This window comes from Streptomyces sp. HmicA12 (assembly GCF_000373565.1).
Taxonomy (GTDB): Bacteria; Actinomycetota; Actinomycetes; order Streptomycetales; family Streptomycetaceae; genus Streptomyces.
Window position 1 is genome coordinate 22,735 of record NZ_KB891822.1, and the last position, 23,851, is coordinate 46,585.

General features: G+C 68.1%; 18 protein-coding genes. 11 read left to right on the forward strand and 7 right to left on the reverse strand.

Going from position 1 to position 23,851, the window contains the following annotated elements:
* Positions 1 to 40: 40 nt before the first annotated feature.
* Entirely contained in the window at positions 41 to 298 is a 258-nt protein-coding gene (locus tag B072_RS0129405) for a hypothetical protein (RefSeq protein ID WP_018533547.1), read from the reverse strand.
* A 975-nt stretch (positions 299 to 1,273) separates the two neighbouring features.
* Here B072_RS0129405 and B072_RS0129410 point away from each other — a divergent pair.
* Genes B072_RS0129410 through B072_RS0129420 form a run of 3 tightly spaced genes read left to right on the forward strand, consistent with a single transcriptional unit; the run spans position 1,274 to position 4,839 of the window.
* Positions 1,274 to 1,813, forward strand: a complete 540-nt coding sequence (locus B072_RS0129410) for a hypothetical protein (protein ID WP_026246429.1) — start codon at positions 1,274 to 1,276, stop codon at positions 1,811 to 1,813.
* Between the two features lie 43 nt (positions 1,814 to 1,856).
* On the forward strand, positions 1,857 to 4,091 hold the full coding sequence (locus tag B072_RS0129415) for a hypothetical protein (protein ID WP_018533549.1): 2,235 nt from the start codon (positions 1,857 to 1,859) through the stop codon (positions 4,089 to 4,091).
* A complete protein-coding gene (locus B072_RS0129420; protein ID WP_018533550.1) occupies positions 4,075 to 4,839 on the forward strand; it encodes a hypothetical protein in 765 nt (254 codons plus the stop codon). Before B072_RS0129415 ends, B072_RS0129420 begins: the two co-directional genes overlap by 17 nt.
* Positions 4,840 to 5,272: 433 nt before the next feature.
* On the opposite strand, the gene B072_RS44300 is transcribed toward B072_RS0129420, so the two are convergent.
* Positions 5,273 to 6,361 (reverse strand): hypothetical protein, encoded by a 1,089-nt coding sequence (locus B072_RS44300; protein ID WP_018533551.1) that lies wholly within the window; start codon positions 6,359 to 6,361, stop codon positions 5,273 to 5,275.
* Positions 6,362 to 6,493: 132 nt separating this feature from the next.
* Between B072_RS44300 and B072_RS0129430 the strand changes: the two genes are divergently transcribed.
* The 4 genes from B072_RS0129430 (at position 6,494) to B072_RS0129445 (ending at position 9,669) form a co-directional block, all read left to right on the forward strand.
* The gene (locus tag B072_RS0129430; RefSeq protein WP_018533552.1) at positions 6,494 to 6,757 is read left to right on the forward strand and encodes a helix-turn-helix transcriptional regulator; all 264 of its coding nucleotides are present in this window, start codon (positions 6,494 to 6,496) and stop codon (positions 6,755 to 6,757) included.
* A gap of 169 nt (positions 6,758 to 6,926) precedes the next feature.
* A complete protein-coding gene (locus B072_RS0129435) occupies positions 6,927 to 7,745 on the forward strand; it encodes a DUF6083 domain-containing protein (protein WP_026246430.1) in 819 nt (272 codons plus the stop codon).
* Positions 7,742 to 8,209, forward strand: coding sequence for a hypothetical protein (locus B072_RS0129440; protein WP_018533553.1), 468 nt, complete (start codon positions 7,742 to 7,744; stop codon positions 8,207 to 8,209). Before B072_RS0129435 ends, B072_RS0129440 begins: the two co-directional genes overlap by 4 nt.
* The gene (locus B072_RS0129445) at positions 8,206 to 9,669 is read left to right on the forward strand and encodes a UvrD-helicase domain-containing protein (RefSeq protein ID WP_018533554.1); all 1,464 of its coding nucleotides are present in this window, start codon (positions 8,206 to 8,208) and stop codon (positions 9,667 to 9,669) included. The genes B072_RS0129440 and B072_RS0129445 overlap by 4 nt, the downstream gene beginning before the upstream one ends.
* Before the next feature lie 151 nt (positions 9,670 to 9,820).
* On the opposite strand, the gene B072_RS0129450 is transcribed toward B072_RS0129445, so the two are convergent.
* Positions 9,821 to 12,535 (reverse strand): hypothetical protein, encoded by a 2,715-nt coding sequence (locus B072_RS0129450; RefSeq protein WP_018533555.1) that lies wholly within the window; start codon positions 12,533 to 12,535, stop codon positions 9,821 to 9,823.
* Positions 12,536 to 13,237: 702 nt separating this feature from the next.
* Here B072_RS0129450 and B072_RS44305 point away from each other — a divergent pair.
* Entirely contained in the window at positions 13,238 to 13,420 is a 183-nt protein-coding gene (locus B072_RS44305) for a DUF6417 family protein (protein ID WP_018533556.1), read from the forward strand.
* 230 nt (positions 13,421 to 13,650) lie between these two features.
* The gene (locus B072_RS46915; RefSeq protein WP_078506625.1) at positions 13,651 to 14,568 is read left to right on the forward strand and encodes a restriction endonuclease; all 918 of its coding nucleotides are present in this window, start codon (positions 13,651 to 13,653) and stop codon (positions 14,566 to 14,568) included.
* On the opposite strand, the gene B072_RS0129460 is transcribed toward B072_RS46915, so the two are convergent.
* A complete protein-coding gene (locus B072_RS0129460; RefSeq protein WP_018533557.1) occupies positions 14,558 to 14,749 on the reverse strand; it encodes a hypothetical protein in 192 nt (63 codons plus the stop codon). The two genes, B072_RS46915 and B072_RS0129460, sit on opposite strands and share 11 nt — an antisense overlap.
* A gap of 379 nt (positions 14,750 to 15,128) precedes the next feature.
* Between B072_RS0129460 and B072_RS44310 the strand changes: the two genes are divergently transcribed.
* Both B072_RS44310 and B072_RS0129470 read left to right on the forward strand, forming a co-directional pair.
* Positions 15,129 to 17,015 (forward strand): ATP-dependent nuclease, encoded by a 1,887-nt coding sequence (locus B072_RS44310; RefSeq protein ID WP_078506626.1) that lies wholly within the window; start codon positions 15,129 to 15,131, stop codon positions 17,013 to 17,015.
* A 3-nt stretch (positions 17,016 to 17,018) separates the two neighbouring features.
* Entirely contained in the window at positions 17,019 to 18,914 is a 1,896-nt protein-coding gene (locus tag B072_RS0129470; RefSeq protein ID WP_018533559.1) for a UvrD-helicase domain-containing protein, read from the forward strand.
* A gap of 1,567 nt (positions 18,915 to 20,481) precedes the next feature.
* Here B072_RS0129470 and B072_RS44315 read toward each other — a convergent pair.
* From B072_RS44315 to B072_RS0129490, 3 genes are all read right to left on the reverse strand, one after another.
* Positions 20,482 to 21,471 carry a hypothetical protein gene (locus B072_RS44315; RefSeq protein ID WP_018533561.1) on the reverse strand — a complete coding sequence of 330 codons (990 nt, stop codon included), beginning with the start codon at positions 21,469 to 21,471 and terminating at the stop codon, positions 20,482 to 20,484.
* Positions 21,472 to 21,712: 241 nt separating this feature from the next.
* A complete protein-coding gene (locus tag B072_RS0129485; RefSeq protein ID WP_018533562.1) occupies positions 21,713 to 22,765 on the reverse strand; it encodes a hypothetical protein in 1,053 nt (350 codons plus the stop codon).
* Positions 22,762 to 23,289 (reverse strand): RNA polymerase sigma factor, encoded by a 528-nt coding sequence (locus tag B072_RS0129490; RefSeq protein ID WP_018533563.1) that lies wholly within the window; start codon positions 23,287 to 23,289, stop codon positions 22,762 to 22,764. Before B072_RS0129490 ends, B072_RS0129485 begins: the two co-directional genes overlap by 4 nt.
* Positions 23,290 to 23,851: the final 562 nt, after the last annotated feature.

Genomic DNA, 23,851 nt, shown 5'->3' on the forward strand with positions numbered 1-23,851 from the left:
AGAACCTACAGCCCTGGACATGACCGTCACGGAGCAGTGATCACGTCCTGTCCGTCGCTCGCTGCTCGTCGAGGTCGAACCCGAGCCGTTCGGTCAGCATCGCCACGTCCGTCCACAGCGCCACGGGCGTCAGAAGAGACCAGGGCCGACCGCGGGCCGGATCCTCAAGCAGCACGGTTTCCGTGTAGCTGTCGCTCCACTGCTCGCCGCGGAGCCCCTTACAGCGGTCACAGATGCAGGGCCAAGGCGCCGTTGCCTTCTGGAACACGGTCGTCGGCAGGTATCCGTTGCGCACCATCAGCTGCCGGGCGTCCTCCGGGTCGACAGCTCGTCCCGAGACCAAGGTGCCCCCCGAAGAGGATCGTGCGGCATCGCATCCCATCGCTGTGCCGTTCGGTGCCGACGTGGCCGCGGTGCCGGTGGCAGCCTACGGAGAGCGGCTGGCGATGCACGACGTTCACGCGGATACAAGAGAACACGGCGGACCCGCCGGGCACCCTCACGCAGCCGGGAGCCGAGCGGGCGCCCGCGACCCGCAAGTGCGGTGACGGGCCGGCAGCCCCGGGCGTGACGTTCGGGAGCCCGAAGCTTCGGAGGAATCAGTGGGACAGCGTCGACAGACGGACTGAATTGCGCTCTTGCGACGGGCAACCCGCGCCGAGAGACCGGCCCTTCGAGCACGCGATTTATCGCTCCTGGCCCGAATCCAGGGATCCTTTTCCACGGGATGCGCATGGCGGTAAAGAACCTTGTGAGCCAGAGCGTGAACGTCTTGTTCTGATCGTGATCCTGGCCAGTGCGGCCGTTTACTTCAAAACAGCCGCCCAGCCCGTCAGTCGGCTATGACGCTGATCTCTATGAGTTCCAATTCATGGCGTGTGCTGCTGTCCCCGATTACCAGCTGGAGGGCGGCATGGGCCGTCTACCGCAGCAGGCGCGGCATTTCCTTCGACTCCGCCTGGCGTCAGGTGCGCCTGGCCAGGCACCCGGACGAGCTGGTCTACCGGCAGTGGGGGCACACGGCACCGGACTTACCCGCCCAGCGCACGGGAGCGGAAAAAGAGGAGGGGAAAGGGGGTGAACCGCGGCCGCCCCACGTCGGCTGACCCCCGAAGGAATGCCCCGCGGGTGAGATGGAAGAGGCGGATGAAACGTGTGTGACTGGCGGGGTGGACCACCTTTCAGTCATCTTTGCCGACAGCTGATCTCGGTCGCGTCGGGCAGGTGAGAATTTCAAGCATTGCCGAAACCGGTCCTATACCAGGGGGAGTTCATGACAGACCTCGGCGCCTTATCCACCATGCTCGGCGCAGGACTACCGGCCACCTTCACGTTCCTCTACCAGCGCCTGGACAACCTGCTCAACCGGCGCGCAGCACCCGAGACGGAGCTGGACGGCCACATCCTGCGCGGCGAACTGAGCCTGCCGCTCGCCGCTGACGAGACCGAGCTCACTCACCGGCGCAGTGATCTGGACCGGCTGCGCGACCTGTTGCACGTTTACCGGCAGCACCCGCAGACGGTGGACGTCGCGGACGCCGGGTTGCTGCGCCTGCTGGGCGAGCTGCGCGGCGTCCTCGAAGAAATCTACGGACAGCGCCTGACGTTCGTGGGCGAAGAGGACCGGGAGCCCTCAGGGAGCTACGCACGTCAGAAGAGCGAGACCGTGCGCGGCAAGATGACCGGGATCGACGCCGACACCCCGAACGGCCACCTGACATCCATCCAGGACGTCACCACGGTCGAGGAGACCGGCGACGTCGTCGGGATCCGGATCCGGGACGGGAGGAACACCCCCGGCTCCTTTCGCTGACCCGCCACGCCCCGTTCCCGGCCGGCCCCGAGGAGAGCCCTTCGTGACGTCTGAACCCTCATCGAACCAGCACCAGCCGCCCTCCGCTGACGGACACCTTGCAGGCCAACATGGTGTCGACCCCGCACATCCGCCCGCTCCTGACGGTCCGCCGCCGGCCCCCGTCCCCGACGGTCCGCCGTCGGGCACAGCCCCGCCCGCCCCCACCGGACTGGCGAGCTTCCCGGACGATGCAGCCCTGCGGCCCGAACGTGCCGAGTCCTACGCCGCGTGGCGTTCGCTCCTGCGCATCGGCACCAACAACGGGCTCGCGATCGGCACGCTCATCCAGCGAAGCATCAACAGGCTGCGCGGCATCCCGCTCACCAGGAAAGAGATCGACGACTGTCTGCGCACCTATGTCCCCAGCCCCGACGACGAGACCGCGATCACGAAGATCCTCGATGATCGGCGGATCGTCGTCCTGACCGGCGCGGACGGCAGCGGCCGCTTCACCACCGCACTGCAGATGCTGCGGCACCGGGTGGGTGACACCATCCGCCAGGTCAGCCGAGAACCCGGTGCCCCTTTCGATGTCGCCGGACTGACCGAGAAACACACAGGCTGGATCCTGGACCTGCGGGCCGAGACGCCGCCCGCGGGCTTCGGCCGTGAACTCGATCACGACAGCAACGAGTTGCCCGAGGGGGCGTTCCTCGTCGTGCTGATGAGCGCGACCGCCTGGACCAGGTGCGGCCAGAGCGCGGAGGGCCTGGTGCACGAGATCGCCGGACCGCCGCCCGTAGAGGTCCTGGCCAAGCTCCTCGAACCCGCTCCGCTCCTCATCGACCACGACACATGGACCGACCACTCGGCCATCACCGGAGGGATCAAGAACCTGCTGCCGGGACAGGTCGCCGCCTGGGCCGGCGCCATCGTCACCACCGAGGAGGTCGAACGCGACGCGGGCCGGCTCACCACAGCAACTGCCCATGACCGGGAGTACATTGACCGACTCGTAGGCAGCGTCGTCAAAGCGGCAGAGAACTGGCGCAGCACACTCCTGGCCTGGCACAACGAGTATCAGGACAGCGACTACCGCAACTTCCTGCTGACGGCCGCGGTCCTGGAGGGAGCGGCCTCGCAGAGCGTCTACGAGGCCTCCGCCAGCCTGGCCGCCGACTTCGATGAGAACCCCGACCCACGCCCCGGCCAAAAAGGCCTGGGTGTCATCGCGCTGGCCGACGCCGCCGACGCCGATCTGCTGCCCAACGGCACGATCCGCTTTCGGCACCACAACAAAGCCGAAGCGGTCGTCGATTACTTCCTCGACGACCGTCCCCACCTGCTCAAGCAATTCACCACCTGGACCGCCGCCCAAGTCGGCAGCCTCGAGGACGCCCAGGCCTCCCGCCTCCTCGCACAGCGGGTCAGCCACTGGACCGTGCGCTACACCGCCCGGCACCGCACCGTGCGTCTGTTGAAAGAGCTCAGCGAGCAGTGGTCCACTACGCAACAGCAGGCAGCCTGCGACATGCTCGTGCTGGCCTCCCTCGACGACCACGCCGGAACCCTCGTGCGCAACGCCCTGCGCAGATGGGCCCGAGGCGAAGCCGGAACGCTCAGCGACCCCTTCACCATCGTGCTCATACGAGCCTGCCGCCGCCTGATCGACGTCCACCCCACCAGCATGCTCAGCCGCCTCACCGAACTGGCCTCCTCCACCATCACCGCCGACGGTGCCCGCAGCGACGAAGTCACCGAAACCATCAGCCAGACACTGAACACCCTGTGGGACCAGGACGGCCAACGCCGTGCCATCCGCAGGCAGCTCAGCCAGTGGGCAGACGCCACGAACCGGTCTCAGCAGCAAGCCGCGCGCGACACCTTCGCCCACCTCGCTCAACGCCGCGGCCCCGCCGGCCCCTCCCTCCTGACCGACACGGACCGCGACCTCACCTGGCTCGCCGGCATGTGGCGCAACACCCTGCCCACGCACGGCGAACCGCCACACAGCGTGATCGAGGCCTTCGGCCACTGGATGCAGGCCGCCCTGGAACACCCTTCCCTGACCGACACCATCGAGCAGATCTTCCGCCAGGCCGTGCACGCGGACCACGACCCCTACTACAGCGGCAGCCGCCTCGTCGCCATGCAAAAGCTTCTCTTCAGCTGGGCCCCCACACCGGCGCCCACACACCAGGTCGGAGAAGCACTGCACCTGCGCGACCGCTACCTCGCAGCCCTGCAGAAGCAGGATCCCGCCGCGCCGCCGGAGCCCCATGCGCCGCAGAGCTAACCCTGCCGGTTGGCCAACACCGCGCACCGGCCCTCTCACCCCCACCGGCCACCCGCTGCCGAGCAGCACGCCCGGCTACCGCTTCGACGCCCACCTCGAGGGGCGCTGGGAGGAAACACCCAGCGCCCGCCCCCACCACAACCCCGGCCAGGCGGCCCTGCACCACGTCCTGGCCCTCGCCCGCCCCGTCACCGGCGCCTATCCGCTCACCGACGTCCTCGCCGCACAGGCCCACCTCAACACCGTGCTGGGAACCGCCCACGACCTCGCGGACACTCCCGTTCGCCTCCTGTGGGCCGACGTCCGGCTCACCGTGAGCGAGCCGGACCGTGCCGCAGCCACCGCACTGCAACGACGCCAATACGACGAGGCCCTGCACGCACAGGCCCAGCGCCAACGTCTGCAGGCGGCACGAGAACTCCACGAACAGCTCGTCACCACACCGACGCTGGCCTTGGCCTACTGGCTCACCCAACACCCCGACTCCGCCAAGGACAGCATCCACACCCTCGAGGAGCTCACCCGCCAGATCACGGCCTACGCCCCGGACAACGCCTGGGTCCAGGTCGCACACGTCCTGCAGAGCTTCGTGCACGATCTTGCCGCCGACCAGCGCGAGAACCTCGTGCGAAGCCTCGCCCAGATCGTCCTGCGCTACGACCAGCCTGATCTGGCCCAGCAGTTGCAGCACACCGCAGCCGGCCTCGCGACCACGAACGGCCAGAGGCCGGCTCCCCGTGCGCCGTGAGCTCAGGGCTCCGCGGGGGGAGGGCGTGCGGAGGCATGTGCCGACCTCGTGGCAGCGGCTCGACTCGGCACCGGGCCGACGGACCGGCGCAGCCATCCCGGCGGAGCCCATCAGGGCGGGGCGGGTACGCCGGTTGGTGAAGGCCCCGGATCCGTCCGTGGCGGCCCGGAAGAGGCAGGCCATACCCCGGGTTCGGACTTCGAGGGGCGCTCGGCATCCGCCGGGTGACCTTCTCGTGCATCCACCCCACGGCGGCGAAGGCCGGCCAGGTGCGGCGTGCTGCGGGGACGGATGCCAGGGACACCCACGGGACGTGCAGGGTGCCGCGGCTGCGTCACCGCCCCGGATCGCTGAGACGGGCCCCGGCGGGAAGAGCGGGCGCAACTCGTGTGATCTGCTCGAGTGCCAGAGGTGCCGCCCATCGAGTCAACCCTCATGCGCAGCTTGAGTGATCCCTCGGCCTCCCCTTCACTCCGCCGGGCTCCGTGGGTGGGGGTGTGCGCTCGGTGGCCCGGCCGGAGTGCGGCAGTTGCCATGTGACCTCGGCCTCCGGCGGGGTACGGCGCCAGGAGGAGATCAGACGCGAGGCGGTCAACTGGTCGAGCAGATCGCTGAGCTGATGGGACGTCTGTGCGCACAGATGCATGAGAAGGTCCATCTCGGCTGTGCCGGTTCCGTCGGGGCGGGTGTGCGCGGCTACGGTGAGCGCAGCGAGCTGGACGGCGCCGGGCAGTGCGCGCGGGACGGCGGGCCGGCAGAGGGGGTGCAGGGCCCAGTGTGCTGCGCGGGCGCGCTGCGGGCGGTGCGACTGGGTCTGCACCGCCGGATCGAGGAGGCGGACCTGCACTGGACCGCGGCCCACAGTGCGCTGCAGCCAGCCGGTGTACTCCAGTTCCTCCCACGGCTCCGTGTGCCGGTGCAGCCGCATGCCGCGCAGCAGCCCGTGGGGCAGGCTCGCTTCTCCGTGACCGTTTGCGCGCAGGGCGCACTGCAGGGCCAGCAGCCGGGCCGTGGGGGAGCAGTACCGGGGGAGTGCGGTGGCCAGATAGGCGAGCATCTCCCGCACCCGTGCCTGGGCATCGGTGCGGGCGGATTCGCGATCCTGGGGCGGCCTGGCCGTACGGAGGGGCAGGCGGCTGTCGCGGGGGCCCTGGGTGTCCTCGGGGACAAGGGCGGTATGGGCGGTGATGGCGGCGCAGGCGGTGCAGACGTCGGCCAGACGCCAGCGGATGCCGCCGCCCTCTCCGGTGAGAGCGAGCCGGACCGGGCCATGACAGCCACGGAGGCGCCGGTGCCAGTTGCAGCCCCGCTCCCGGCACTGGCAAGTCCGCAGATGTGCCGGCAGCGCCCCGTTGCGTGCATGCCGCGCCAGATGGGCCAGTGCGGACCTGCGCGCGCCACCGGCGGCCACCGCCTCGCCGGGCGAGGGGCAGTGGGAGCAGCTCAGCACCGGGCCGTGCCGGTGCGAGCGCACCTCTACCGTCCACACCCGCTGCACCGTGTCATGGGTCAAGAGCCTCATCGGGCCCGCAGTCTCCGTTCCTGTCCTGCGGCGCGGGCCCGGGCCCGGCGTCGGTGAATGTCACCCCTTCACTAGCAAAAAGTGCAGATCTCTGCACTGACGGGGCAGAGGTCTGCACCATCGGATGGTGGGGTGACGATCTTCCCGCCCGACCCCGACCCCGACGCGCTGCGCCTGAAGCTCGCGCGCCTGCGGGCCGACCGCGGGTGGACCTACGACGAACTCGCCGGCCGCACGGGCCTGTCCCGCCGCACCGTCATCGACCTGGAACACGGCCGCACCACCGGCTCCATCACCACCTGGCACACCCTCGCCCACGTCTTCGACGTCCCGCTCGACCAGCTGCTGGGCGCCCTGTGCTCCGGCCACACCCCGCCCGGCACGCCCCAGTCGTGAACCGCCCCGCCATCCCCTCCGGACGGTCGGACAGTGCTACCCGAACGAGTGGGTAGCGGGCGCACGCCAGTTCGCCAATCGCGCAGGTGTCTCCCCGCGTTGGGCCGAACGCGGTACCCCGCCGCCCGTGCATGGCCGTGGCCTGCCGCTGCCTGGCACCGTCGCGGCCATGCGCCCTCACCTCGCCGCCCGGACCCCGCAGGCCGATCCCTGCCGGCCGCGCCACCTGACCTGCACCACCCTCCACAGCACCGGCGGCCTGCCGCGCATCGGCCGCTGCCGCCGCTGCGGCAACCCTGTCGCCTGGCATCCGCGCCGCAACCAGCACCACATTGACCTGCATCCGGCCGAACTGCCCACCGCCCACGTGCCCGCGTCCTGGCGCTGGCACCTCAGCAGCGGCGTCGCCCACCCCCACGCCGGCGGCCAGGCATGGTGCCGCATCCCGCACACCGCCCTCTGCCCGGCCCGCACCACACCCCTCGAAGCGGGCCGCCGACTCGGAGAGCTGCGCCGCCAACTCGCCCTGCGCAGCCGCCGTCTCATCGACACCGCAACCTTCATCCCCAGGGCCGCGCCCACCTGTTCCCCCGCCCCTGCCGAGATGTGCCCAGTGGTCCAACTCTTCCTGGGCCGCTACCTCGCCGACGACGCCCTCGAACGCATCCGCTGTACCGCCCGCACCGAACCGGGATCCCGGCGCTGCCCGCACCCGGTCCTGGACGACCGGGCCCCGGCCGGAACCTGGGATCTGCTGCCCTTGCACCAGCAGCGCGGCACCACCGGCCCGGCGCCCCGACTCGTCGCCGTCTACGACCTCACCCGTGCCCCGGCCGGCGAACAACGGCGCTGGCGTGCCCAGCTCTGCCCCCACCACGCCACCGCCCGTCCCGACCTGACGGCGACCGGCTGGCAGGTCTTCGACCCAGGTCGGCACGCCGCCCACATCCGCACCCGCCTCCCGCACCCCCACGGCCGCCCGGCATGACCTCCCACCACCACGCCCTGGAGATCACCCTCATCCGGCCGCTGCCCCCCGGCGGACTCCAACAGGCCGCCCGTGCCTGGCCGCTGGCCGCCGACCACCAGCGCCGCCGCCTCATGGCCGTCTGCCGTGCCCACGACCCCGGACGGGCCGCCCGGCGGCTCGACGCCCATCTGCCGATCGACGTGATCACCACGCACTACCCGGACACCCACGGCCGACTCCTGCTCGACGTCCGCCTCCCGCCGGCCGCGCACGCCACACTCGGCGCGGCCGCCCGCCGTGCCGGGCACCCGCCCGGCCACCACCTCGAACTCGCCCTGCACCGGGCCCTGGCCGCCCACGCCCGCAGGGAAGACCACCGCGTCGAGGCGGCCGTGCGCCACCTCCTGGACGGCACCACGCCCGCCCGGCTCCTGGCCGCCGTCGCCCACGCCCTCACCCCGCCCCAAGGACCCACCGAGTGAACCCCACCGACGAACAGACGGCCGCCGCCGACGCGTTCAGCAGCGGCGAGCACCTGTCCCTGCAGGCCGGTGCCGGCACCGGCAAGACCAGCACCCTGGCCCTGCTCGCCCACACCAGCCCGCGCCGCGGCCGCTACCTCGCCTACAACCGCGCTATCGCCGCCGACGCACGCACCCGCTTCCCCGCCACGGTCGCCTGCAAGACCGCCCACGCCCTCGCCTTCGCCGCGGTCGGCCACCGCTACACTCGCCGTCTGAACGCCCCGCGCCGCCCGGCCTGGCTGACCGGCCAGGCCCTGGGCCTGACCAAGCCGCTGCGCATCGGCACCCGGGAGGTCTCCCAGCGCGCCCTGTCCAACGCCGCCCTGCGCACGGTGGCCCGCTACTGCCACACCGCGGATGCCGCCATCAGCACGAGCCACGTCCCGCGGCTGCGTGGCCTCGAGGACCCCGGCCAGCACGCCGAACTCGCCGACCACCTCCTCCCGTTCGCCCTGCGCGCCTGGATCGACCTGCAGCACTTCGACGACAGCGCGGTCCGCTTCGACCACGACCACTACCTCAAGATCTGGGCCCTGACCCGGCCGCGCATCGACGCCGAGTTCCTCCTCCTCGACGAGGCCCAGGACACCAACCCCGCCGTCGAGCAGGTCTTCCTCGCCCAGCGCGAGCACGCCCAGCTCGTCATGGTCGGCGACTCCGCCCAGGCCATCTACCAGTGGCGCGGCGCCAAGGACGTCATGAGCGGCTTCGAGGGCACCCACTTCACCCTCACCCGCTCCTTCCGCTTCGGCCCCCACCTCGCCGCCGAGGCCAACCGCTGGCTCGCCCTCGCCGACGCCCCGCTACGACTGAGGGGCACCGACACCGTCCCCACCGAACTCGGCCCCGTGCAGCGGCCGGACGCGGTGCTGTGCCGCACCAACGTCGGCGCCATGGCCCAAGTCATGCAACTCATGACGGCCGGGTTCCGCGTCGCCCTGGTGGGCGGCGGCCAGAGCCTGAAAAGCCTGGCCCAGGCCGCCAAGGACCTCAAGGAAGGCCGCCGCACCCACCACCCCGAACTCGTCCTGTTCACCACCTGGGGCGACCTGCAGGACTACGCGACCCACGACCCCTCGGGCCGTGACCTGCAACCGCTCGTCGGCCTCGTCGACACCCACGGCCCCGACGCCATCCTCACCGCCGTCACCCGCCTCGCCCCCGAGAGCACCGCCGACATCACCGTCTCCACCGCCCACAAGGCCAAAGGCCGAGAATGGTCCACCGTCCGCATCGCCGACGACTTTGCACCCCCGCCGCCTCCGGCCGACAGCCCGCGGACGTCGGCCCCACCGGCGATCGACGACGCCGAAGCCCGTCTCGCCTACGTCGCGGTCACGCGCACGCGGGCCCGCCTGGACCGAGGCGGCCTGTCCTGGATCGACGGCGAGGACGAGCTCGTGGCGCGCAGCGGCTGAGCGGCTGCTGCCGGGGGCCGGCAGTCTGCGTTCGGACAGAGCCCGCACGCAGATCACCAGTGGGAGCAGTCCGCGCAGCATCGGTCGACGAGTTACAGGCCGGAGGCGGGATCGCCCGGGTGCAGCCGTCGTGCTTCGGCCCGGTGCTGCGTCAGTCGCTGGTGCGGGAGACGGGGATGTATCGGTTGCCGTGGACGGGGCAGTTCACGGTGCGGTGGGCGAAGGGCGTGTTGAGGCTCGGCCCGGTGGCCAGTGACCAGGCCTTGCGGATGTCGTCGATGAGAGAGCGGGCGCTGTAGGGGGAGACGCCGAGTTCCAGGCGTGCTTCGGCGAGGCGTTCGGGGGCCCCGTCGGGACCGTGGTCGAGGGCGCGGGTGCTGCGCTGGTCGAAGCTGGGCATGCCGAAGATGTCGATCAACGTGAGGGAGAAGTAGCTGTATGCGGCGGCCTCTTCAATGAGTTGGCGGGCCTCGTCGGTGATGTCGCGGACCGCCTCTGCGTGGGGAGCGCCGGCGTAGAAGGCGAACTGCTGCAGGGACTGGAGCACCTGGACGCGGGTACAGGCGCAAGGAGTGCGCAGGTGCCCGCACAGGGTGCGGAAGGAGCTGAGGATGCCGCTGGAGTTCTCGGACCACTGGTGCTTGCTCAGCAGGGTGCGGAACCCGGCGAGCGTTTCGCCAAGTTCCTCGAGGATTAGCCGGGTTGAGATGTCCATCAGTTCGTGGGAGCCGGTTTTATCCTGTATTTCCTCGATCCGGAGGCTGTAGCGCAACAGGTCCCGCAGGAGTCCGCCGGATACGGCGTGGGCCAGGAACGCGAAGTGCGCAGTGTGATGCTCCGAGCGCTCGGTGAGGATGGCGCCGGCCTCGGCGAGTGTGCACGGGGTGACGTGAACGATGTCGTCGAGAGAGCTGTCGGTGACATCGCGGTGGGGCAGGCCGCGGCGCACGAAGGAGGCGCCGACATCTTCGGCGACGGAGATGAGGTAGTGGACATGGCGTACGCCCAGGATGCCCTTGATCTCCCGGAGGAAGGCGAGAGCCTCGGTGTCGGTGCCCAGGCGGTCGACCTCGTCGATGGCGATGAGGACGTTCTGTCCCCGCCCCACCAGTTCGTGGGCGATGTGCGCGAGGAGATCACGGAACTCGTCCACCAGCTCGGGGTAGTTGGGTGGGGTCGTGGAGATCGATGTGGCGTGCGATCCGCCCAGGGTCAGGATCTGTGCGGCGCTGGGGGACAGGGTGTTCGTGCTGGTCTGGGTGGTCTGCAGCCGGTAGAGGTGGTTGCGGCACCGGGTCACGAGGGCGGGTTCCGAAGGGCGTGGCCGCCACAGGCTGGCGAGTGTCAGCAGCTCGCCCGCGATCACTCCGGCGAGTCTGAGCGGATTGTCGGGATCGGCGAGTAGCGCGTAAGTCGGGGGTGTGCTGATCAGGAAGTACAGCAGGTAGGTGCCGACTGCGAGGGACGCGACCTGTGCCAGCCGCTCTGCGCGGATGGTCCATCCGCCGATCTCGGTGGTCCATTCGGAGTGGGTCTTGCTCAGGGTGTACATCCAGCACGAGAGCAGGGCGATCGCGGGGAGATATACGCCTGGCGGCAGGCGGGTGAGGCCGGCCATCATCTCGGGATCACCGAGCACCGTGGCCACACTGGCGAGGCTGATGAGGAACCCCAGGGGGCCGCTGCCGACGGACCAGAGCCGACGCAGCAGCTTCAGGATCCACGGGTCGTGGCGTGACCTCCACCAGAAGACCGCCACGATGCAGAGCGTGAGGCTGGCGACCACCTGGTGTCCGTCCCACACCGACTGTCCCCAGCGCTCCAGATCGCCGACGGCGCTGCGGGCGTGCTCACCGAGCGAGTCGATGTACGTGCCGTACAGGGAGCGTGCGGAGGCGGACAGCCCCAGCACGAACAAGGCGGCCGCCGGGAGGGCGAACACGCTCCATCGGCCCAGCAGGCGCATGCGGGTACGGGCACGGCGCAGCATGCGGTGAAACGGCGAGATCCGAGTGAACTCCGGTGCCGTGCAACCCTCGTGCCTGATGTAGCTCTCGCACAGCCGCACGGACAGCGAGAGGAGGAAATCGGCCGGTGCATAGGCTGCGGGAGCCTGGACGAGTACGCCGAAGTTCGCCGCGGCCGTGCAGCGTTCCAGCAGGGTTGTCTTGCCGACGCCGCGGGGACCGCACAGGGCGATGGTGCCCTCGTCGATCTGGTTGAGCTTGCGCTGCAGCTGCTCCACCGTTTCGGTGGAGACGAAGTAGTCGGGATTCCTGGGCGCGCGCAGGCCGTACGAGGTGCCGTGCGGGATGAACAGGGAGTCCGGGTCGTCTCCGAGGAGATGCCGGATCATCTCCTCCAGAACAGGCCCGACCCCTTCCCTGGAGAGCGTCTCGCCCCAGCCGGCCGCGCGGATGCCCAGCTCGCACCGGTCCGTCAGGCACACCAGTTGACGTATCCCGGCGAGCAGGCAGTGTCCCAAATTCCACCCCACCAGCGTGCCCGTGCCGGAGAGGGCGAAGACGGTGATGGCGAAGCCCCCCACCGCGACGGCCAGGGCCCCAAGGCCCCCGGTGAAGAACACCACGCAGGCCGCGGCCAGGAAGATGCCGCAGACGAGCCGCCAGTTCCACGAGGTCCGCCCGGCAGCAGCCTGCTGCCTCGCACGTGAAGACTGCAGAGAAGCGGTGGCCCGGTCGTACGCCATCCACGCGACGCCCCGCGCCCTGTTGTAGACCGCTCTTTGGCATCGGGGCGTGAGCATCTGCTCGATCACATCGCGCCGTGTGGCCCCCAGCCGTATCCCGAGCTTCTGCGCGGTCTCGGGGGCGTCCACGGCCGCCACAACGCAGTAGTGGTACACGTCGTCTCTGCGCGGCCTGAGGAAATGCTCCGCCCCCTGCCTCCGGGAAGCGAGCCATGCCCAGTTCCGTAATGCGCGTGCCATTCTTGCCTCCCCCGAGCCCTGACCTGTGGATATTAGTGCTGCGCCCCCCCGCTGCGTTGGTCTTCACAGGGGCAGCGAGAAGACTCCGTTTCCTCACCAACATCGAAGGACACGTCCGGCCGACCTTCCTGCGCGCCGGGCTGAACGGTCCCACGGACAGGGAGGGGCGGCCGGATCCCTGGTGGCAGGCGGGCTCCGCTCGGCGAACGCCGCGTCCGGCAATGGGCGCGGCTGAACAGACTGGAGTCGACCGGGAGGACGGGGGAATTGCCTGCGCAGCGCACCTCGGTCTGATTGATCCTGACGCGTCACCCGGCCTGAGGCGCTGCGTGTCTCCGCCCGGCGGCGATGTCGAGGACTGAACGATCGCCGCCGGCACCTGCACACGCGGGGGAGTGCTGTGGGCGTCCGCCGGTGACGTGCCCCGCCTTCTGACGGGGCGCCGGAGGAAGCCGGTCGCGGCCACCTCCGACACAGTCCCTCAGCATCCTGCCGTGTTCGTTCCCGGCCTGCGGGCCATGACCTGGTCCTGGCCGGGGCTGCACCCACTCGGGTACTCCTGCCCGAGTCCGGGATGCCGCGGCGCGCGCCGTCGTTGAAGCGGGCATGAGTGCAGACATGAGCAATCTCATCCCGGTCCAGGACGCGTCCGCGAGCCGCCTGGAGATGCTGACCCTCGACGAGGCCCACGACTTGCTCCGGCTACTGCAACTGATCGCCGCAGAGGGGCCGGACGAGCTGTCCGAGGAAGCGGAGTGGTTCGCCCGGGAGATTGCCGCCCGCGTTCCGTCGGAGAACTGACCGGCGCAGGACGCCTCTTCTGCCGTCGGCCGTGCAAGAGCGGCGGAAGAGGCGTCCTCGGGACGGGCTCTCAACGGCGTCCGGCACGCCACTGCCGTACCGGGCCACCGCGTTCCTGCGTCTTCCGCTCGCCGTTTCGCTTACCCGACCGGACGGTGGCGTGCCGTTGACGGTGGCTCCTCCGAACTACCGCTGCGGGCCCGGCCGGAAGACTCGTAGCATCTGGTCTTGTGACATCACGTCAGGCACCGGATGGCCTTGCCAACCTGCAACAGGGGATTACGCCGCAGGCTCGTGGCCGCGAGTTTGAGGGGTGGCTGAACAGGCTTTTAAGTCGAGAGGACATGCAGCCTCGGACCTCTTTTCGCCCCGCAGGCGAGGAGATTGATGGATCCTTCTTCTACGAAGGGCGATTCTACCTGCTTGAGGCAAAATGGTGGAAAGACAAGGTTCCAGCTTCCGTCATCTACCAGTTCAAGGGGAAGGTGGATGGGAAACTCGTTGGAACCATTGGCGTTTTCATATCGATGTCCGGGTATGCCGCTGATGCAGTTGATGCCCTTCGCGTCGGCAAGGAATTGAATCTGATTTTGTTCGACCGTGAGGATGTCTCTGCAGCAACGACATCCGGGTTCTCTAGTGTCCTTCGATACAAGCTGAGGATGGCTGCGGAGAAGGGTGAGGTGTTCGTCCCGTATTCCGCTAAGACGCTTCCCGCCACCATCAAGTCGCTCACTGTCGTATTCAAAAGTCGCCGTGACGAGATGATAGTTCGCGGCATCGCGGAACGCCTTTCCCGAGAGGGCTTTCCGGTGCGAAGTCTAGAGTTCATTCCTTCGCTGGGGCTTAACGGGCTCGCCAACGTGGCGATGGCTGCGATAGAAGGGCATTCGCGTCATGTAGCCATCTTCGCTGACTATGTCGGCGATCCGGCGAACCTCCCTGAGGGGCTTATGCTTATTGAGGGAAGAATGGAAGCGGTAATTGTCGGGCCATGGAGTACCGGCTGGCTGAAACTGCCCTCGGAGATCGACGCAAAACGACTTGATCCGCATGAACTCTTATCGCGCGCAAGCAATGTAAATATCGATGAACTAAGGGCAAAGGACGGGAGATTCGAGCGTTTGATTAGGGTGCTCACAGCGTAAATGCACTGGTCTGGCCGATGGTCAGCCATGTGTGCCGGTCGGGGAAGGTCGTCGGCCACACCACCAGTGCGGGGATGCACACGAGTGCCACGACGAGCGCGGTGCGTACCAGGAAGATGCGCTTGGTCTTCCAGGCGGGGTCGCGCTGGTCCTCCCAGACGCTGCGCTGAAGAGCTCTCATTTCGGGGTCGGGTCCGGTTGACGAGATGTCGCTCCCTGTACTGGCCAACCCGGTTCCCGCCTTTCGGATCGCGCCCCCGCGCCCCACGACTGCCCGGAGTATGCCAGCAAGAGATCGCCGCGGGCCGGATCCGCCCACGGTGGATCGACCCGACGGCTCCCAGTCCGGTGGCCCGGCGGATCTCACGGCCGAAGCGGCGACGGCCGCCACGCACGCGACGGGCCGCAGTGGGCCGGTGCTCCGGGAAACCGGAGATGTGCTCAAAGTGTGAAGTAGATGTGCTTATGATGCGCCGGGGGTGCCTGCGGCAGGGGAGCCGGAGGCAGTCCGCATCGCCTGCGGCCACCGGGGCGCGGGCACAGACACACGGGGGCGCTTCATGTACCTGGCATGCCTGTATGCCGAAAACTTCCGCATCTTCGGGGCCGCGCCCCGACCACAAGACGGAGCAGACCCGCTCCCGCGGGCCGAGTTCGGGCCGGCCGCCAACGTGCTGGTGGGGGAGAACGGCAGCGGCAAGACCGCCATCATCGATGCCATCCGGCTGTGCTTGCAGACCACGGCCGGCGACTACTACCGCATCACGACCGACGACTTCCACGTCCATGGGGACGTCCAGGCCGACGCCTTCACCCTCACCTGCGCCTTCAAGGACCTCACCCCACGCGAACACGGCGTCTTCCTCGAGCACTTGACCACCGAAGAGGACGGCACCTGCGCCCTGTACATCACCGTACGAGCCCAGATGATCGACCCCGGACGCTCCCACCGCACGTCACTGACCACCCGCACCGGCCGCGACGGCCGGGGACCCGCCCTGGACGGCACCGCCCGCGAACTACTCAAGGCGACCTACCTGCGCCCCCTGCGCGACGCCGAGGCCGAACTGCGCGCCGGGCGCGGATCACGCCTGTCGCAGATCCTCGCCGACTACCCCGCCATGCAGCCCCAGAAAGAGAGCGACTTCAACCCCGACCGGACCGGGGACCAGGCCACCACCCTGGTCGGCATCCTGAAGCGCACCGAACACCACATCCAAAACAACGACGGCATCCGCACGGCCCGCAACGACATCAACACCAACTACCTGCAGAAATTCTCCATCGGCGCGGACAAACTCCACGGCAAGATCAGCGTCGCCGGCGACGCCACCCTGGCCCGCGCCCTCGAACGCCTGGAACTGCGCCTGTTCGCCGGCGACAAAGCCTGGACCAAACACGGACTCGGCTACAGCAACGCCCTGTTCATGGCCGCCGAACTCCTCCTGCTCAACAACAGCGAACTCGCCCCGCTGCTGCTGATCGAGGAGCCCGAAGCGCACCTGCACCCGCAGCTGCAGACCCGCATCATGGACCTCCTGCGCGAACGCGCCGGCGACAGCAGCGGCGTCCAGCCGAACGCTCCGGTCCAGGTCATCTGCACGACACACAGCCCCAACCTCGCCTCCGCCACGCCCGTCAAGGACCTCACGCTGGTGTCCCGGGGCACGACCTTCAACCTGGCCCCCGAGCACACCCGCCTGGACCGCGACGACTACGCCTTCCTGACCCGCTTCCTGGACGTCACCAAGGCCAACCTCTTCTTCGCCCGGGGCGTGGCCATCGTCGAGGGCGACGCCGAAGCCATCCTGCTGCCCGCACTGGCCCGCGCCGTCGGCCGCTCGTTCAACGAGAACGGCGTGAGCATCGTCAACGTCGGCAGCGTCGGCCTGTTCCGCTACAGCCGCATCTTCCAGCGCGAGGGCCGGCAGATCCCCGTCCAGGTGGCCTGCATCCGCGACCGCGACCTGGTCCCGGCCAACACCTCCGACGACATGCGCAAGAAGCTGAAGTGCTCCGCCGAGATGAACCAGGAGGAGATCGACGAACACGTCGCGAACCTGTCCAAGGAAGACGACGGCAACGTGCGCACCTTCGTCTCCGACCACTGGACCCTCGAGTACGACCTCGCCGCAGCCTCCTGGACCCTGGCCGGCCTCATGCACCAAGCCGTGCGCGCCGCCGGAAAGTCCACCTGGCCCACCGCCGAGCAGCTCAAGACGAGCGACAAGCAGGCCGCGCAGGAAGTCCAGGACTGGAAGGACGCGGGACGGTCCCTGTCCGACGTTGCCCTCGACATCTACGAGCCGCTGCGCATGGACCGGACCAGCAAGACGATCACGGCCCAGCATGCCGCCCGCGTCCTGCACAACACCCCCGTCGACGACAAGGATCTCCCGCCCTACCTCGTCGCCGCGTTCGACCACCTGTGCACCCCGGGAGCCTGACCGATGATCCCTCCGTTCGCCCCGGACACCTTCGCCAAGGACAAGGCCGAAGTCCTGGCGGCCCAGCGCGGCCTCGAGCTGTCCCACTCCGAGCAGTGGGACTTCCTGCAGAGCATCGAGACCCTCGACCTCCAGGCGGCCCCCGGATCGGGCAAGACCAGCCTCGTCGGCCTCAAACTCACCCTCCTGGCCCAGGGCTGGACCTCGGCGACCCGCGGAATCTGCGTCCTGTCCCACACCAACACGGCCAAGGACGAGATCACCCGCCGCCTCGGCGACACCCCGGCCGGACGCCGCCTGCTGACGTTCCCTCACTTCATCGGAACCATCCAGACCTTCACCAACACCTTCTTCGCCCTCCCGGCACTCCGCTCCCGCGGCGTCGAGATCCAGGCCATCGACGACGACGCCCACGCCGAGGAAGCCCTGTGGCTCCTGGACAACCACCCCCGGTGCCGGGCCCTGAAGAGCTGGACCGAGAGGGGATACGGCAGACGCGACCTCGTCGCCGGTGCCACCTACGTCTGTGACGCCGGCGAGCTCACCGTCACCGGCCCCGACGGCTCCCCGGTCTTCCAGAGCACCGCCCGCAGCGCCCAGCAGCTGACACAGCTCAAGCAAGAGCTCGAGAACCGGGGCCGCTTCCGCTACAGCGACATGTTCGCCATCGCGGAGCAACACCTCGTCCGCCACCCCGAGATCGCCCGCGCCACGGCCCACCGGTTCCCCTTCGTCCTGCTCGACGAGATGCAGGACACCAGCGATCTCCAGCAGCATCTGCTGGACCTGGTCTTCGGCCACGGCGAGTCCGTGGTGCAACGCGTCGGCGACCTCAACCAGGGCATCTTCACCGACGGGACCCCCACCCCGCCAAGGCCTTCGGCTTTCCCCCTGCCCACCGCCCTGCAACTGCCGCTCAGCCGGCGCTTCGGCACCCAGATCGCCGAGCTCGCCAGCGAGCTCACGCTCCGGCGCCGTCAGACCATCCAGGGAGCCGGCCCCGAAGGAACCATCGCCGTGCTCCTCTACGACGACCACTCCGTCACCCGCGTCGTCCCCGCCTTCGAGCGCCTGGCCCGCCAGAAGGTCCACGACCACATCCTCGCCGCCCAGCCGCCCCGCGTGCTCGCCTCACGGATCGTCCCCGGGAAAGCCAAGCAGTTTCCCCGGGCCATCACCTGCTATCTGCCCCACCACCCCATGCCCACCAGAGACAAGAACGCCCGCGGGCTGATCAACGCACTCCGCCTGGCGCGGGCCGGGCTTCAGGACGATCGCACCACCGCAACCGGGCACGCCTGGGACGCCGTACGACGGGCCTGCAACCACAGCGTGGGCCAGCCGCTCCCGGCCCTGTCACGCCTGGAACGCAGCCCCGCAACGCCCGGAGGACAGGCCCGCCGCCTCCTGCACGACCTGCTCACCGCCGACATCGACAGCGCAGAGCAGTGGAAGCAGCTGATGGACCGGCTCAAGAGCGTGCTGCCACAGCTCACCAACACCCCCTTGCGGGTCACAAGCAGCCTCCACGAACACCTCAGCCACGCACACGCACCTCCCGTGCCCGTCCAGCCCCACACCGGGACAGGCGACGGCATCGTGGCCTCGTCCATCCAGCGGGCCAAGGGGGAAACACACGCCGCCACCTTGATCCTCGAGTGCCTGAACAGCAAGGGCCTCCAGTACGACGTCCACCAAACACTCGCTCTGCTCATGCAGGACAAGGACCCCGAGCACGCCTCGAAACCCGTCCTGAAAGCAGCACAGCTGCTCTTCGTCGGCATCACCCGGCCCACGCACCTCCTCGCCATGGCTCTGCACCGCACACGCGCACAGCCGTACCTGCGCGCATTCCAGGCACGAGGATGGGAGATCCACACCGTGGATACCGGCATCTGAGCCCCACAGACCACAGCAACGCCCTGCCCACACGGTGAGCCACCGGATCCGTGGGAAACACCGAGGACCCGGCCCGAACCCGCCCCGGCCAACGTCGGATTCGGGCCGACTGCGGACCCACACGCAAATCACCCCTGGGCGCGCCTGGAGCGCCTGCCCCGCCGGCGCCTGCGGGGACCGGAACGGTGAGTCCCCTCTCTGTGCCGCAAACGCCGGTCCCGGAGAACCGCCAGCCACAGATCTCGCTTGTGCTCAGAATCCGCCGGGACAAGCACCTGCGCCAACAGGACCACGCCCGCCAGCAAGATCGACACGAGCCCCACGCCGGCGATCACCCACCACGGGGCGCCCACCAACACCAGCCCGCTCACTATCGCGCCTCCGCCGATACCGGTGAGACACAAGGCCGGGCTGGCCGGATTCGGCTGCGCCGCCACGGCACCGAGCGGAGGCACGGGGAGCGGCTCCAGCGACGCAGGCACAAAATCGGGGGACTGTGAAGCAGATGACTGATGCTCAGGTCTCACGCTGAAGCTCCGGATGGGAGATGAGATGACGGGCGCGGCCACCTGCCTGGTGGCGTCCGCGTGAGGTGACACGCCTCGCGGTCGGCGTCCTCTCGGAACCGCGCCTGCGGTACCCGGAGCTGCATTCACCGTAGCCGTACTCTGCACAGCCGTTCCCCGCTGGGCTTGTATCGATCAACACCGCGTCCTCCGTTGTCGGTAGTTGTACAGACGGCACCGTGAACGGCACGCGCTGCTTGTGTCGCGCCCCGCCAAACGGCGGCGCAGGGCCGATACCCCTTCACCGACAGCCACCAGCGCCTCAACAGGACCGAAGTCCTCCAGCGAGTCGAACGCCCGGTACACGGACGCAAACCGCAGCGAGCGACGAGCCCTGCGTGCCAACGGGCCGAACCGGCCCACCGCCCTGCAACAGCTCGCCCCGACTCCCGCTGACTGCCGCCACGGACCACGTCGCCACCGTCCAGAAACGACGGAAGAAGCACGGACACCGACGGCACCCGAACCCTCCGACACGGCCCAGAGCTGAACTGCACGCCACCTCTGTCTGCTCAAGCACCAGCTGATTGCTCTGGAGCGCAAGGACCACCTGCGGTGCACACAGCCGCCCGGCACGACTCCCTGCCAGGACTTGCGGAGTTACACCCTTGTTGTGTCGTAATCCGGCACGGATGTTATGGCGAACCCAACAGGAAACGGCCGCGGAACTCGAAGCGCTCCGACCCGCTGCTCGGCCTCGGTCGCATCGCCGGCATCAGCACACGGGGCACGCTCATGTCCCGCGCACCCGTCGGGGACGATTCGGAATCGCCGAACAGGCCACGCGAAAGCCGAGTTCGAGCTGCTCACCGAATTCGTGGATCGGGTGGTGGCACAGTCTGGTTCCTCCTCGAGGTGATGCAGGCTGCGGGCCCGAACCCAACACCTGACTGCCCTACTGGACGAACCGGAAGACCGACTTGTTACACCCGTCGGGTGCGCACCCGACGACGAACTCCACACGCTCGTGACCCGCCAACGACGGCACCTGAATCGATTGGTCAGCCCAGGTCGGCGAAACAGTCGCTGCAGAGGGCCTCTTCGACGACGGGGATGAACAGACGACAGCAGCGCATACACGTGTCCAGGTCAGTCAGGATGGTCGCGCAGATGAAGCACAGGGGGACAGGGCCGTCGCTCGCGACAGTCTCGGCTTCCAGGCACAGCGTCGCAGGCCAGTCTTCGCAAGCCGGGCAGACCACGAGCGTGTCCTCGTACGACTCCCCAGGATCGGAGCTGACCACGAAGTGGCTGTCGTAGAGGGACGCAAGTTCCGACGGGTCACTCCAGGAACGAGGGCAGAAGTGGCACATGTTCTCGACGCCGTCGACGACCAAAGCGTACTGACGGCAGTCGGGGCACTGGACGGTCAGTTGGGCATGCCCCTTGAGAACGCTCTCGCGCAGTCGCGTCATGCGGCTGTCGATGTAGCTCTGGGCCCGCAACAGACCTTCCCGAATGTCGGCGATTTCCGCCTCGGCGTCTTCGTCGACATCGAGATGCTGGTCGATGAACCGCACCAGGAAGTCGAGCACAGTGGCGGCACTGGTCAGGACGGAGTTGGCGCTGTCGGTCAGCCCCCAGTGCTGGAGTCTGTTCCGCATCTTCGCGAGGCCCAGCACGGCGGCCTTGTCCGCGGCGCTGATGTCGATGCCGACGACCTCCACCAGGCGGCGGATGACCTCGTGATGGCTGGCGCTGTCGAAGTCGCCACCCTCGAAGTCCACCCGATTGACCTTGCTGACCATGGAGACGACGAGCGTCCAATGCTCCTCGTACAGGCGGGCCTTGAGGAGCACCTCAACGGCGGCCTGAAGGTGCAGGACGGCGTACTTCAGGTCACGGTCGCTGGGCGGCTGGCCTTCCTTCCGGCCCAGGCGCTCGACGACGTCGCTGAGGTAGTCGATGCCATTGGCGAGGGGCGGGTAGTGGATCTTCCGCTCGTCTTTGTCCTCCAGTGCAGGCTCAGGCTGCTTCCTCTTCCTAGCCATCGGCCCCTCCCGATACCGTGGCGGCCGATCCTAGAACGCAACGGCCGCCCCAGGCACCCACCGGGCAGCAGTACAGGAAGGGCAGCCGAAGGCGCGTCCCTCAAGGCGCGGCCAGAGGAACTTAGAGGCGATCAGGAACAGCCCCGGCACGGCAGCAGCCCCACATAAGCGCATGCCGACATGCCGAAAGACCGCGCCTGCCTGACGCGGTGAAACAATCTGCACATTGAGAACGGTGAATTTATTGGCCCGCCAGAACCTCCATCGCTCTTTCCAACCCGGCCTCAAATTCATCGTGACTCTGAGGAAACCTCCAGACCACCTCTTCGTCCAAAGGACACTGTGACGCACGTCGGCCGCTACGCTTGCCGCGACGAGCGTCTCTGTGCGCTGACGCCACGCCTGCCGCCGGTCGACGTTCCGTCGCGGCTGGGGTGCCGGGCAGTACCAGCACAGCACCATAGGTATGAAGAGGCTTAGCACAGCGCGGGCACTGCGCATCCACCGCCTCCGGCCTGTAGCGCTCATTGAACGCGCCGAACACGAGAGACAAGCGGCCCGTCGTGTCCACGGCCGTCGTGAAGCTGTCCGCACAGTGCACGAGTGCTTCCAGCTCGGCCAGCGACCCCTCTGTCCCCAGGGCATCATCCAGAACGAAGAGCGGATGTCTGTGCAGATACCGCTTCACCTCAGCGCGCAATGCCCGATACGGGTCCGCTACTTCAGAGGGCTCCTCAACGAACGGCAGGCTTTCCAGACAGCGCAGACGCTCCCGGAAACGCACCTCGTAGATGTTGCCGCCCGACGATTCGGCCTTACCGCAGGCCCCCTCGACACCGAACTCGCCCTCCTTGATCAGAAGCACGAACAGGTCGTTCTTCGTCCGGCTCTGCTTGAGCGCCCGATCCATGTAGAGGCCGAAATCACGCTGCCACCGTTTCCTGAACTCCTTGACGTTGCAGGAGAGGGCATCGACGCGCAACGGAGTCGACATGGCCTCGAGGACATCCCGAAGCGTAGGGCCATGAGACTCGCAAGCCATGAACAGGTGTTTCTCGGAGAGCCGCTCCAAATCGTCCGGCAGCGGTTCAACTGCGTGTGTGTGAAGCTGACGCAGCTTCTCCTCCACCCGCCGCATCTCCATCAGCTCTGAAGAAGCAATGGCGCCCTCAGGCTCCTCCGCGCCGAAGTCCCGCCACTCTTCCCAAAAGGCCAGCAGGGCACGGGTCTTTCCCGCGCCGGCGGCCAGATGCACGATCGCCTGCCTCGTGTCGGCCCGCTCAAAGTCGCTCATCGCTGCCCCTGCCTTCCCTGCTGCATCATCAACTTCTGCTTTGCCCTAAAGAGGATGACCCCCGCATTACCAGGGGTCACATTCAACGCCTCGGCCTGTTCCGCCTTCGAATACCCCTGCGCATAAAGCTGAAGAATCCGCTGCTCACGGCCCGAAAGCTGACCAATGTGGTTCTCCATATCCCAGGCATCCACATGGGCCTCGGGCTCGAAATCCTTTGCACCCGCCATATGAGCCAACCGCTGGCCAGGATCACACAGCTCGACTTCCCGTTTACAGCTGCGCAGATGATCCATGAGTCTGAGCCCCGTCCTGTGCCACACATAGCCCATCGGGTCACGGACCTGAGGCCAGTCGTCCGCCATCTCTTTGAAAGCGACGGACACGACGGCCTCGGCGTCATACTGGTTCAGCTCGATGCCCCGCGCCCGCGCGAAGCGCTGGAGCCGGGCCACGAGCAGCGCGTACTTCGCTCGGAAGAAGGCGTTGAACTCATCGGGCGTACGTGGCGCTTCACTGGTCACAGCTCCCTGGCTCCGTCATCTGTCACATGGGCCGGCTGCGCGTCGGCCGAGACCTGGAGCGCAGGAGAAGCCGCAGTGGTGCGGCCCGCTCGTCAGGTAGGACGAGCGAAGCGGGGGAGTTGTTACGTCATCCCATGGAGCCTCTGCGGAGTGATCTTCTGGGCACTTCCTCGCCGCGTTCCGCGCGAGTGCGCCGAACAAGCCCGGGCCGAGGGGGACTTCTCGGCCATACTCTGGGCCGTGGTGGTCTGGAGCAGCTGTTCTAGCAGATCTTGACGATGGTGTCGGATCATGAAGATGGTCGAGGGTGGCACCGGACGGCAGGCGTCACGCAAAGTCATAATGTGGCTAAAGCTTGTGGTGCATACGCTTAGGCCTTAGCCTCAACGAGATACAATAAAGAGATAGCGAATTCCATTCACCAGTAAGGCAGTTGAGGGATTCCCTGACTAAACGTCAGGGAATGGCGGGCTAGGCTCACCCCTAGCCACCAAGAGAAATCCGCGGAGCGGATTTCTCTTGGTCGTATTTGCGGAGCAAATCGACCTGGAGCCAACGGAGT

What these genes read in the sequence shown, in the direction of transcription:
- B072_RS0129405 (WP_018533547.1), bottom strand. Translation starts at nt 298, where the DNA reads ATGGTGCGCAACGGATACCTGCCGACGACCGTGTTCCAGAAGGCAACG.
- B072_RS0129420 (WP_018533550.1), top strand. Translation starts at nt 4,075, where the DNA reads ATGCGCCGCAGAGCTAACCCTGCCGGTTGGCCAACACCGCGCACCGGC.
- B072_RS0129460 (WP_018533557.1), bottom strand. Translation starts at nt 14,749, where the DNA reads ATGAGAGCTCTTCAGCGCAGCGTCTGGGAGGACCAGCGCGACCCCGCC.
- B072_RS0129440 (WP_018533553.1), top strand. Translation starts at nt 7,742, where the DNA reads ATGACCTCCCACCACCACGCCCTGGAGATCACCCTCATCCGGCCGCTG.
- B072_RS0129470 (WP_018533559.1), top strand. Translation starts at nt 17,019, where the DNA reads ATGATCCCTCCGTTCGCCCCGGACACCTTCGCCAAGGACAAGGCCGAA.
- B072_RS0129485 (WP_018533562.1), bottom strand. Translation starts at nt 22,765, where the DNA reads ATGAGCGACTTTGAGCGGGCCGACACGAGGCAGGCGATCGTGCATCTG.
- B072_RS0129410 (WP_026246429.1), top strand. Translation starts at nt 1,274, where the DNA reads ATGACAGACCTCGGCGCCTTATCCACCATGCTCGGCGCAGGACTACCG.
- B072_RS44315 (WP_018533561.1), bottom strand. Translation starts at nt 21,471, where the DNA reads ATGGCTAGGAAGAGGAAGCAGCCTGAGCCTGCACTGGAGGACAAAGAC.
- B072_RS44305 (WP_018533556.1), top strand. Translation starts at nt 13,238, where the DNA reads ATGAGCAATCTCATCCCGGTCCAGGACGCGTCCGCGAGCCGCCTGGAG.
- B072_RS44300 (WP_018533551.1), bottom strand. Translation starts at nt 6,361, where the DNA reads ATGAGGCTCTTGACCCATGACACGGTGCAGCGGGTGTGGACGGTAGAG.
- B072_RS44310 (WP_078506626.1), top strand. Translation starts at nt 15,129, where the DNA reads ATGTACCTGGCATGCCTGTATGCCGAAAACTTCCGCATCTTCGGGGCC.
- B072_RS0129435 (WP_026246430.1), top strand. Translation starts at nt 6,927, where the DNA reads ATGCGCCCTCACCTCGCCGCCCGGACCCCGCAGGCCGATCCCTGCCGG.